The organism is Brevibacterium sp. HMSC24B04, from assembly GCF_001806835.1.
Taxonomy (GTDB): domain Bacteria; phylum Actinomycetota; class Actinomycetes; order Actinomycetales; family Brevibacteriaceae; genus Brevibacterium; species Brevibacterium ravenspurgense.
Genome location: NZ_KV786105.1, coordinates 1 through 11,362, shown reverse-complemented (window position 1 = coordinate 11,362; position 11,362 = coordinate 1). Strand labels below are relative to the sequence as shown.

The following is an 11,362-nucleotide window of genomic DNA, read 5'->3' as shown; positions in this document are numbered from 1 at the left end:
ACCATCTTCCCGTCTGCACTGTCGGCGATACGCCTACCAGTCGGGCACCGTCGCAGCTTGGATTTGCGGTTTATTGCAGATTTGCGCTTTAAAGCGGCGCATTACCGCGTGAGTTTGCATTACCGCGTGAGTCTGGGCGTCTGGAAGGGCCGTAGCCATCCCAGCAAAGCCCGCCACTGCCTGAGTCTGGGCGTACGGAGGGGCCGCGACCACCGCCTTCCTGTCTGCACTGTCGGCCATAAGCCCACTACGCGGACACCGTCGCAGCCGACCTAGTGACTTCTGCCACAATGAACCGGTTCACAGAATAGGGAAGGACAGCTATGAGCACTCCGTCTGCAGCGCAGAGTCGCAGAGCCGCACTGGGTTCATTCGTCGGTGCGGTCGTCGAATGGTACGACTTTCTGCTCTACGGCCTGGTGGCAGCAACTGTGCTTGGGCAGGTGTTCTTCCCGGAGTCGAGCCCCGTCGCATCGCGTCTGGCGGCTTTCGCAACCCTGGGTGTGGGCTTCCTGTTCAGGCCGTTGGGCGGCATCATCTTCGGCCACTTCGGTGACCGCATCGGCCGTAAGCGGATGCTCGTGTGGACGATGACCATCATGGGCGTTGCCACCGCCCTCATCGGTCTGCTGCCCACATATGCGCAGATCGGCTGGGTGGCTCCGCTGCTTTTGGTGGTTCTGCGCTGTGTGCAGGGTCTGGCCGTCGGCGGTGAGTGGGGTGGTGCGGCAATGCTTGCCGTTGAGAACGCTCCGCGTGGTCTGCGCGCCCTGTTTTCTTCCGGTGTGCAGATTGGCTATTCGGTGGGTCTGCTCCTGTCGACCGCGGCGGTGTCGCTTCTCAACAGCGTCCTGTCTGACGAGGCGTTCACGGCTTGGGGCTGGCGCATCCCGTTTATCTTCAGCGCCCTGCTGGTGGCTTTGGGTCTGTGGGTCCGCGCAGGAGTAGCCGAATCCCAAGAATTCAGACAGGTCGAAAAGCGCCTCCAGCAAGAGGACGAACCTAAGCGTCTGCCGCTGTTCGAGGCGGTCCGCCGCTATCCGGCCCAGCTGGTGCAGATCATCGGTCTGCGGTTCATCGAGCTGTTCTCGATGTACGTTGTGACGACTTTTGCGCTCGCCTTCGCGGTCGACAACCTGGGCTTTGAGCGCCAGACCATGCTCAACGTCAATCTGTTTGTGGGCGGTTTGGGCATTCTGACGATCCCGCTGTTTGCCTACCTCGCCGACAGGTTCGGCCGTATGCGCGTGTACCTGTTCGGTGTGGTTGTCGGTGTGGTTTTTGCGTTCCCGTTCTTCTTCGCCCTGGATAAGGGTGCGTTCATCGGCATTGTCATCTGCGCGATCATTTTGGTGAACATTGCCCACGATGCTGTTGTGGCTGTTCAGCAGCCGCTTTTCGCTTCGATGTTCCCGGCTGAGTTCCGGTATTCGGGCGCTGGAACCGCCTACCAGGTGGCCGCTGCGATTGCCGGTGGGTTCACGCCTTTTATCGCCACGTGGCTGGTGGCAATCGGCAACGGTTCGTGGCTGGGTGTTGCGATCTACTTGGTTGCCGGCTGCCTCATTTCGGGCCTGTGCGGCATCTGGGTTGCGCGCACGCATCGGGAAGCTCACTGAGTGGCCGGCCGGTGCCGGCCAGATGAATAACGAGGTGCCGCTGCCCGGTTCCTGAACCTCCACCTCGTGAGGGTCGTAGGCTGGGAGGGACCTGCCGGTGTCGTTGGGAAGTGGAATGCAGCGGATATGACTGTGACTGCGCCGATCGTTGTCGCTTTGATCCTGGCTTTGCTTGTCGGGGTGACGATTGGGCTGTTCGGTGGTGGGGGTGGGATTCTCACGCTGCCGATCCTGACCTATGCGGCGGGTTTCCCAACGGAGCAGGCGATTGCGATGTCGTTGTTCATTGTGGGGACAACGTCGCTGATCAGCGCGGTGCGGCATGCGTTCAGCAATCGGGTGCAGTGGAAGATCGGGACGGTTTTTGCGCTCGGTTCGATGGCAGGTTCGTTTTTCGGCGGGAAGCTGTCGGGGTATCTGCCGGGGACTGTGCTCATGCTGATCTTCGGAACCGTGATGTTCGCTGCTGGTATCGGCATGATTCGCCGCCGCCGAGGTGACACTGTTGAACGCCGCCCCAAGGTGTGGTTGGTGGTTGTGCTGGGCACGATGATCGGTGTGATTGCCGGTCTGGTCGGTGCTGGGGGAGGGTTCCTCATTGTGCCGGCGCTCGCCCTGGTGGGCGGTTTGGGTATGAACTTTGCGGTGGCCACGAGTGTGTACATCATTGCGCTGCAGTCAGCGGCTGGTCTGCTGGGTCACTTGGGGCAGACGGAGATCCCGTGGGTTTTCACGCTGGTGTTCACGGGACTGTCGATTGTGGGTTCGATGATCGGGGCGTCGTTTATCGGCAAAGTGCCCGAAAAGAAGCTCAAGAAGGGCTTCGGAGTGTTTGTGCTGGCCATGGCGGTGTTCGTGCTGGGCGAGCAGATCCTGTCGGCGGTCTAAGCCTGCTGGCGCTTGGCTTTCCAGCATTGTTCGATGCGATCGGCCGATGAGGTTGGGTCATCGTGTTCCCAGAAGCGCAGGACTGTCCAGCCGGCAGCCTTGAGTACGTCATTGGTGTTGGCGTCCCGCTTCTGGTTGCCTTCGATTTTCTGAGCCCAGTAGTCGGCGTTGGCTTTCGGCGGTATGAAGTGTTCGGGACAGCCGTGCCAAAAGCAACCATCGACGAAGACAGCGATCTTCGCCTTCGTGAAGACGATGTCGGCGTGACGACGAATGGATCGATCAGGCCGAATATCCGTCCTGTACCTCAAACCGCGTGCATGCAGAATGCGGCGGATGGCGAGCTCAGGTTTGGTGTCCCGTCGCCTGTTCGCCTGCATGGTCCTGCGGGCATGGAAGTCTGAGGCCCAGGAGTTTGAATCAGCGATCAGACGATCCCTTCATCAGGAGATGGGCTGCCGAAGTCATGTCACTTCCAGTTTCTCGCAGTGCATTTCGTCAGGCGCCGAGGACTCGGTCGCCAAGACCTTCGTATCCGTCATCCAGAAGGTCCACGATTTGGTTCTGTGAAAAAAGGCTGCGAATCTCTTCGTGAGTGAACGGCTTTTCTTGATGGCGGCGGACCATGAGCAGGATGTCGCGAGCAGTGATCGCAGAGCCGTGCACCCCGGTCTTCTCAGACAGTGCCTGAATCTGAGATGTCAGATTCGTCGACCCCTCGTGGATCACATAGACGAAGAAAGCTGGTCGTTCTTCGTCTTCCGAGAGGCGATACCGCGGAAAGTCTTCGATGTAATCCCGCATCCGGCCCTGCTGGCTCACCCCAAGTGAATAGCCCTTTTTATAGGCCTTGTTGTCGATGATCGCACCGTAATGTGCTTCAGTCGATGACAAAACAACGTCTGGGCGCAGCCCGTGGTTACCGGTGTGTTCGGCTTTGAACCCGAAGATCTTTCGAAAGATCTCTGCAGTCGCAACTTCAAACTCCGTGGCCTTTTCCCTCGAACGGGCGCTGAGCTCCAGGTAATTGGATAGGAATGCTTCGGAGGCGCCTCGGGGGAACTTCATTTGCAGTACTGAGCTGACAGTGGATCTGTCGATGCCGGTAGCGTCACTGATTTCGGCTACAACGTCGTCCGTGATCTCCGAGATAATGCGTTCGCTGCTGAGTGAAATGAATGCCGTAGTGATTTCTTGTTCCTGGATCATCTTCGGCGTGACAGTCTTGGTGTTCATCAGGTTGCGAGTATCTTTTCGCTGCCCTGGCTTCAGACCGTATCGGCGCTGGAAGACCACTTCGTTATCTGGGTCTTTGATCAGCGGAGCATCCGCTAGTTTGTTGACAAAGCGTTCGGCTTCGGCCCTTGCTCCTACCGCAATCTCCCAGAGAACGTCTCCGGTGTCGTTTCGATGAACTTCTACCAGCTGGGTATAGCGCAGCCAGTTGCTCATGGTGTTGGCAATGTCTTTCAGGTTCTTGAAAAGCGTCTCGAGGCTGTTCTCTTCACTTCTCGTGGACGCGAAATTTTTGAGGTAATCAGCCTCGAGTGACGAGTCTCCGTGTTCCCGGTGCTCAATAATGCGGTCGACGAGATCGTCAACCGTCTTGCTGGTATTCGATGTGCCATAGCAGAGGGCTATCTTTGCGACGTCATCGTTCTGCCGAAGGAAGCCGTTCAGGCGCTCATCTAGTAGGAGTTGGAGGATGAGAACGAATGGTCTTAATCGAAATCGCGGGTCTACGGCGGAAGCACCGCTGTAGCTGAATGCCGACGGGTACTGGTAGTAGTACACCTGCCGGGTGAGCTGTTCGAATATGCGCTCACCGTGGACAATCGCTTCGCCAGCTGAAGTAAGCTGAAGTCGCTTTTCGTCGTCCATGAAGATAAGACCGAGGGACTTCAGCCATGCTCGGTAGGTGCGGGCTCCGCTTCCGCCTTGGTCACGGCGTTCCCCTTCGCGCTTCAAGGACTGAAGCTCAAGTCGCCTTTCGTACTTCTGTTCGATCTCGGCCTTGTTTTTGTTGGTCCAAGGAATGCCTTCCGCAGCGCCGGCGAGAGCAATCAGGGCGCCCTGTACCGGAGCGAGAGAGCGTTTCGGCCTAGTAATCCACCACGTATTTCTCACATATGAGAGCTTATACGTCTGTGTGACCTCCGACACCTGGATGTTGGGGGTCTGATTTGGCTTCAACGACAGGCATTGAGCTCTCGATGCTTGGGTAGGGGATTCCGGCGAAGGATTTCAGGATCGCTTCGAAGATGATGCGCGCACCCTCAACCGGCACCGCCATGCCGATCTGCTTTCGGACCGATTCCTTCGACCCGATGAAGTCAAACTCATCGGGGAAGGTCTGCAGACGTGCGCGCTCACGGTTGGTAAGTGCACGAGGCTCTTCCCAGTGGTAAACGTGTGTGCCGCCGCCCCCCGAGCCGGTCACGGTGTAAGAAGGCCTATCGGGGTGGAGACGCTTGTAGATCTGCGAGATCTTCGTTGCCGTTTTGATCTGGAGGTGTTCCGGCAAATTGGCCGTGAAAGCGTTCTCACCAGCTTTGATGCGGTTCAGTCGTTCAACAACCTTTGGAGACTGTCGAGTTCTTTCCTGTCCTGTCGCGTCAGCTGGGATCGGAGGGTTCGTCAGTGCTGTGCGAACTGATACGTCGATGTCTGAGTACGGTTCTGGGCTTGGAACCTTGAACTCGACATCGATGTCTTTATGGATGCCGACGATGATGATGCGGTGACGGGACTGCGGTATGCCGTACTGCTCGAATTTGTAGAGATGGGGGACCAGTCGGTATCCCTCGCTGCTCAGGTCTGACAGGATCTGCTGGAATGCCTTGCCGCCCGCATTGCTTGACAGGCCGCCTACGTTTTCGGCGATGAACCATTTCGGACGAAAGTGACGGAGCACCTTGACGCCGTACGAGTAAAGAGGACCGTATTGGCCTTCGAACCCGAGTCGTTCGCCGACTACTGAGAAGTCGTTGCAGGGGAAGCCGAAGGCGAATGCGTCAATGTCGCCGAGTTCGTGCAGAATCTCGAAATCGAGGGTTTTGACGTCGCCGCAGATGACTGAGGGAGATTCGTCGTCTCCGACGATGTTGTGTGCGTAAGTCCGGCAGGTATCTGGGTCAATGTCATTTGCCCACTGGTGTTCGATTGAATAACCGCCTGCGGATGCGAGCTGAGCGCCCTTGGCGATACCGCCTGGGCCGGAGAACAGTTCTCCAAGGCGGAATATCTTGCTCTCGTGTTCCATGCGTCCTCCGCCCTTTTGCTTCTGCTGCAGCAGCTTAACACTTTTCGTGTCAGTCTGCGCCCAGGAAATTTTATCGTAGACCAGTTCTATTTGCAGCTGTGCGTCGGAACGTGACTCACCCGCTTGCCGTCCGACACCTCAACGGTCCACCCAGAACCCGCCAGACCACCCAATCCCGTGCGCCAGCGCACTGTCCTTGCTAAGGTATCGGCCGTACGACAGGGGAGCGCCTCGGATCAAACGTAGAGATCCGAACAAGGGCGCTGAGAGTGCGATGCCGCAGACCCTCGAACCTGCCCGGTTAGCACCGGCGAAGGAAGTCGAGCACACTCTTGACCCCTCCTTGCCTTGAGGAGGACTCATGACACAGGACAACCGTGTCCAGCCCGGACACCACACCAACCCAAGCAACCCGAACACCACCTCGTCATCACAGGCGAAAAACCCACAGAGCCCGCAGACAAAAACCAGCCTGCGCTGGCGGACCGTTGACATCATCGTCACCGTCGTCATCGCAGTGGCCGTTGGCGTCATCTTCTGGGGAGTCGCCGCCATCTGGGGCGTTTTCGAACTCTGGACCGTCGCATTCCCACCGCTGGTCGGCCTGTTCGGCGGCATCTGGGTTCTCGCAGGGCCACTTGCCGGAATCATCGTCCGCAAACCCGGCGCCGCCCTCATCGCCGAAACACTGGCCGCTGCCGTCGAAGCCGTGCTGGGCTCCAACTTCGGTTCAACCGCCATCATCTCCGGCCTCCTGCAGGGAGCCGGCGCCGAAATCGTGTTTCTCGCCTTCCTCTACCGCAAGTGGAACCTGCCCGTCATGCTCCTGTCCGGCCTCGGAGCGGGCATCACACTGGTTGTCGGCGAAATCGTCATGTACTACGCCAAATGGGCTATGACATTCAAGGTCGTCTACGCCGTGTGCGGAATCGCATCCAGCATTATCATTTCCGGATTGGGTGCATGGCTCCTGTGGAAGGCAATCGTGCCCACAGGCGCACTGTCAGCCTTCGCTTCCGGGCGAACGACAACCAGACCTCGCCAGCACACAACCCCCAACTGCACATGAACTGAAAGACCTCGATGACCCACACCGCACACACCACGCCCACACGCAGCCTCACATGGCGCACCGTTGACATCATCGTCGCGGCGGTACTCGCCGTCGCACTCGGTGCCGTGTACTTCGCGTGGACGTCCCTGCGGCCGATCATCGACGTCCCGTTCAACCTCGTGTTCCCACCAACCACGGGCCTAGTCGGCGGCCTTTACCTGCTGGCCGGGCCCGTGGGGGCACTCATCATCCGCAAACCCGGCGCCGCGATCGTGTGCGAACTCATCGCCGCAGCAACCGAAGCCCTCCTGGGTTCCGTCTTCGGCCCGGTCATCCTGTTCACCGGCCTGTGCCAGGGCATCATGACCGAACTCGTCTTCGCCCTGACCCGCTACCGCCGCTACACCCTCGGCATTTCCGTGCTCGCCGGCCTAGCACCCGCTATTTCGGTGTCCATCACCGACAACATCTTCTGGAACGCCGGCTGGGCCCTCGAATGGCAGCTGGTCTTCGCCGCCTGCGCCCTGGTCTCCGGACCCGTATTCGCCGGCCTGGGCGGCTGGTTCGTCTACCGCGCCATCCGCCGGACCGGAGTGCTGACCGGATTCGCATCCGGCACCGACCCGCGCCCGAGGCGCCGCCCACCTCACGCCGCCTGCTCACCCGAAGGGGCGGGTCACCGGGGGAGCCACTCAGAAAGCGAAAGTCCCGCAGATTCGTGACCACCACCTCGTCATCCCGACCCGCGGCAGTGTCCGCCCGCGGGTTCACCTGGTACCACTCCGGCCGTGCCGAACCGGCCGTTTCCGACCTCGACCTTGAAATCCCAGCTGGCCAGAAAGTTCTGCTGGTCGGCGGTTCCGGCGCTGGAAAATCAACGTTCCTTCACGCCGTTGCCGGTGTCCTGCCTGATGAATCCGGCGAACAGTTCGGCGAACTCCTGGTTGACGGCCTCCCACCGGACCCCGCCCGCGGAATCTCCGGGCTTGTTCTGCAGGACCCCGATTCACAGGTCATCCTCGCCGAAGTCGGCGACGACGTCGCCTTCGGCATGGCCAACGTCGGCATCCCAGCCGCAGACATCGCACGCCGGATCCCCGAAGCCCTCGACATTGTGGGCCTCGACGTCCCGCTGACTCACCCGACGGCAGCTCTGTCCGGTGGGCAGAAACAGCGTCTGGCCATCGCCGGGGTCGTCGCCATGCAGCCGGGCCTGCTGGTGCTTGACGAACCCACCGCCAACCTCGACCCGGCAGCCGTCGAATCCGTGCGCGACTCCATCATCGCTGCGCAAGAAGCCACTGGCGCGACGATGCTGATCGTCGAACACCGCCTGCCGGTGTGGACCGAACACGTCGACCGGATTGTGGTCTTGGGGCCAGGCGGTGTGCTCGCCGACGGCAGCCCCGACACCATTCTGAGCGACCCCGCCCTGCGCCCCTCACTGGAGGCAGCCGGGCTGTGGCTGCCCGATGCAGCCCTGCCCACCCCGTACGCACCGAGCATCGGCGAAACGCTCATGACCGCCGACGGCCTGGGTGTTCAGCGCGAAAACAGCGAACCCGTCGCCGAACTGACCGCAGCGATTCACGCCGGCACAGCGCTTGCCCTGACCGGCCGCAACGGTGCCGGAAAATCCACCACAGCGCTGACCCTGGCCGGTTTGCTCAAACCCGCATACGGCCAGCTCACGGCAGCCCACCAGCTGACCACCCTTAACGGCACCGTCCGCTCGCCCAAACACAGCGACCCCTTCCGGTGGAGCTCCCGCGAACTCGTGCCGCGCATCGGCATGGTGTTCCAAGAGCCCGAACACCAATTCCTGCGGCCAACTGTGCTTGACGAACTGCGGTTTGGCCCACAGCGAGCCGGCTGGGATCCCCAAGCGGCAGACGACCGCGCCGAACAGCTCCTGGCCGCGCTGCGCCTGGAACATCTGGCTGACATCCATCCGCAGCAGCTCTCCGGCGGTGAAAAGCGCCGCCTGTCAGTGGCCGCAATGCTCGCTGCCCGGCCGCGCATCCTCATCATCGACGAACCCACTTTCGGCCAAGACGCCCGCACGTGGCGAGCGCTCGCCGAACTCGTCATCGACGAACTGCGCGCCGGCCAAGCAGTCGTGACCGTCAGCCACGACGAACCCTTCATCGACACCCTGGGGGCGGTGCGCTGTGAATTCGCCTGACAACACTCCAAACACCACCGCCCAGCCGACCCCAGCACCCGGTGAGGGTGCGGCGGGCAGCCAGGCGGCGCCTCGTGCGGTGATCCTGCCCCGCTCAGCAGCCCCCGTCCAGGTGGACCTGCTGGTGCCCATTCGCCGGCGCACCGCGTTTGTGCGCGCCAACCCGCTGTCGAAGATGGCGCTCGCGTTCATCCTCATGTGCGGTGTGCTGTTCAGCATCGACATCGTCAGCGCATCCGTCATGCTGGCCCTGCAGGTGCTCCTGTTGCCGCTGACGGGCCTGCGGATCGGCGCGATGCTCAAACGCCTGTGGTTCCTGCCCGGCGCGGCCCTCATCGCCGCCTGGGCCACAACAATCCTGGCGGAGAAAACCGGTGACGTGCTGGTGCACATCGGCCCGCTGCTCATCACCACCGGATCGCTGGCCTCCGGTACCGCAATCGGCGTGCGCGTGCTGGCGCTTGCCCTGCCTGGAATCGCCATCGCATCGACCGTCGACCCCACCGACTTGGCAGACGCGCTCGTGCAGAAGCTGCACCTGCCGGAGCGGTTCGTCATGTCAGCGCTCGCCGCCACCCGCCTGGTCACGCTGTTCACAGCCGAATGGCAGACGCTGTCCTTTGCCCGCCGCGCCCGAGGTGTCGGCCCCGACACGCTCCTGCGCCGGCTTGGGGGAGTGGTCCCGGTGGCATTCGCGCTGCTCGTCCAGGCAATCCGCCGCGGCACCCGCCTGGCGATGGCCATGGAAGGCAGGGGCTTTGGCACCAGCCGCCGCACCCAGCTGCGCCAGTCGCGTTTTCATCCGCGGGACGCAGTGATCGTTGCGGTTGGGGTTCTTATGAGTGTGGCAGCCATCGGCGCGGCCATTGCGGCAGGGACGTGGAGCCTGATCCTGACGTGAGGCGGCTTCGCCAGTGCCAGGGGTTGCCGTTCGCGGCCGGGGTGACCGGCGGCTGCGGCTGACCGAGCCTGCGATCACTGGAAGAATGAGCGTGTGAGCACTCAGCAGAACACACCCGTGACAGAAGAAGACCGCCGCATAGCCCTGCGGCGCATGCGCACCCTGGCCACCGGCCTTCTGGTGGCCGCGGCGCTTATCTGGTTGGCCACCGTCATCTTCACCGACAGCACGGGCGTGTGGGGCTTCGTCAAAGCCGGTTCCGAGGCGGCCATGATCGGTGCGCTCGCGGACTGGTTTGCCGTCACCGCGCTGTTCCGCCACCCGCTTGGTCTGCCGATTCCGCACACCGCGATCATTCCGCGCAAAAAGGATGTGCTCGGCGAAAGCCTGTCGGCGTTTGTCGCATCGAACTTCCTCACCTACGACACCGTCGCCCCCAAGGTGGAATCCGCTCGTGTCACACAGCGGGTCGGCGCGTGGCTGAGCAAACCCTCATCGCAGGATGCGGTGGTCCGCCGGGCCGGTATGGGCCTGCAGTACGTGCTTGACCGGGTTGACGACGACGCCGTTGCCGACCTCACTCGCGACGTCCTCGTTCCCCGGCTCATCCAGGTGCGCAAAGCACCCGTGCTGGGCCGCCTCATGCAGGAGATCGTCGCCGATGGTGCGCACGAACACCTGGTTGACCTTGTTGCCGGGGAGGCTCACTCCTGGCTGCTGTACAACCCGCAGGTGGTCGATGACATCGTCAGCCAGCGCGCCCCCGAATGGGTGCCCAGGTTCGCCAACCGCATGGTGTCGGACAAACTGCATCGCGAAATCGTCGGCTGGATCGCCGATGTGCGCGACAACCGCAGGCACCGCGCTCGCGGAGCGCTCAACGAATGGCTGACCGGGCTGGGGACGCAGCTGCAAGAGGAGTCATCTCTCGCTGAGCGGGTCGAGGCGACACTTGCTGACATGCTGGCGCGCGAGGCGGTGGTCACCTCGGCTGTTGCCATGTGGGAATCGACATCCCGCCTTCTGCGCGAATCCGTGCTCGAAGCCGACGGCACCGTGCAGCAGAAGCTGCGTGCCGGACTGGCCGAATTCGCTGCCCGCATGACAGACGACGAAGCCTTTGCCAACAAGTGGAACCACACGCTGGCCGTCGCCGTTGCCGACGGTGCCGAATCCTTCGGCGGTGAGCTGACCAGCGTCATATCGGACACGATCGCCAGCTGGGATGCACGCGAAGCTGCTGAGAAGATCGAACTCTACGTGGGCAAAGATCTCCAGTACATCCGCATCAACGGAACCGTCATCGGCTGCCTGGCGGGCCTGCTCATCCACACCGTCGCAGTGCTCATAGGGGGTTGAGCCTGCCGCCGACCAGGTGACCCCAGCCCAACCGGGCGGGGCGGAGGAGGTGCCCTCCACCTGGCTCTGTTGCAAAGATTGGCGGCAGTCAGAG

10 protein-coding genes and 1 riboswitch are annotated in these 11,362 nt (G+C 61.7%); of the genes, 7 read left to right on the top strand and 3 right to left on the bottom strand.

The features are described 5' to 3' along the window. Window positions 1-323 precede the first annotated feature (323 nt). A complete protein-coding gene (gene shiA, locus HMPREF3092_RS09420; RefSeq protein WP_070424704.1) occupies window positions 324-1,619 on the top strand; it encodes a shikimate transporter in 1,296 nt (431 codons plus the stop codon). Between the two features lie 126 nt (window positions 1,620-1,745). Then, complete coding sequence (locus HMPREF3092_RS09415) at window positions 1,746-2,507, top strand: sulfite exporter TauE/SafE family protein (protein ID WP_083274354.1); 762 nt, start codon at window positions 1,746-1,748, stop codon at window positions 2,505-2,507. On the opposite strand, the gene HMPREF3092_RS09410 is transcribed toward HMPREF3092_RS09415, so the two are convergent. From HMPREF3092_RS09410 to HMPREF3092_RS09400, 3 genes are all read right to left on the bottom strand, one after another. Continuing rightward, entirely contained in the window at window positions 2,504-2,935 is a 432-nt protein-coding gene (locus HMPREF3092_RS09410; RefSeq protein ID WP_256174419.1) for a very short patch repair endonuclease, read from the bottom strand. The two genes, HMPREF3092_RS09415 and HMPREF3092_RS09410, sit on opposite strands and share 4 nt — an antisense overlap. A 70-nt stretch (window positions 2,936-3,005) precedes the next feature. Beyond that, a complete protein-coding gene (locus HMPREF3092_RS09405) occupies window positions 3,006-4,634 on the bottom strand; it encodes a PDDEXK family nuclease (protein ID WP_070424702.1) in 1,629 nt (542 codons plus the stop codon). A gap of 10 nt (window positions 4,635-4,644) precedes the next feature. Next, entirely contained in the window at window positions 4,645-5,769 is a 1,125-nt protein-coding gene (locus tag HMPREF3092_RS09400; RefSeq protein ID WP_070424701.1) for a DNA cytosine methyltransferase, read from the bottom strand. A gap of 210 nt (window positions 5,770-5,979) precedes the next feature. Beyond that, a riboswitch (TPP riboswitch) is annotated at window positions 5,980-6,105 on the top strand. A gap of 25 nt (window positions 6,106-6,130) precedes the next feature. Here HMPREF3092_RS09400 and HMPREF3092_RS09395 point away from each other — a divergent pair. The 5 genes from HMPREF3092_RS09395 to HMPREF3092_RS09375 all read left to right on the top strand — a co-directional run bounded on the left by HMPREF3092_RS09395 (window position 6,131) and on the right by HMPREF3092_RS09375 (window position 11,268). Then, the gene (locus HMPREF3092_RS09395; protein ID WP_083274353.1) at window positions 6,131-6,838 is read left to right on the top strand and encodes an ECF transporter S component; all 708 of its coding nucleotides are present in this window, start codon (window positions 6,131-6,133) and stop codon (window positions 6,836-6,838) included. 14 nt (window positions 6,839-6,852) lie between these two features. Beyond that, window positions 6,853-7,545, top strand: coding sequence for an ECF transporter S component (locus tag HMPREF3092_RS09390; RefSeq protein WP_070424700.1), 693 nt, complete (start codon window positions 6,853-6,855; stop codon window positions 7,543-7,545). Beyond that, window positions 7,542-9,008: an ABC transporter ATP-binding protein gene (locus tag HMPREF3092_RS09385; protein WP_070424699.1), complete on the top strand. Its 1,467-nt coding sequence runs from the start codon at window positions 7,542-7,544 to the stop codon at window positions 9,006-9,008. The genes HMPREF3092_RS09390 and HMPREF3092_RS09385 overlap by 4 nt, the downstream gene beginning before the upstream one ends. Beyond that, window positions 8,995-9,909 (top strand): energy-coupling factor transporter transmembrane component T family protein, encoded by a 915-nt coding sequence (locus HMPREF3092_RS09380; RefSeq protein WP_083274352.1) that lies wholly within the window; start codon window positions 8,995-8,997, stop codon window positions 9,907-9,909. The genes HMPREF3092_RS09385 and HMPREF3092_RS09380 overlap by 14 nt, the downstream gene beginning before the upstream one ends. Window positions 9,910-10,002: 93 nt before the next feature. After that, complete coding sequence (locus tag HMPREF3092_RS09375; RefSeq protein WP_070424698.1) at window positions 10,003-11,268, top strand: DUF445 domain-containing protein; 1,266 nt, start codon at window positions 10,003-10,005, stop codon at window positions 11,266-11,268. The last annotated feature ends 94 nt before the right edge of the window (window positions 11,269-11,362 follow it).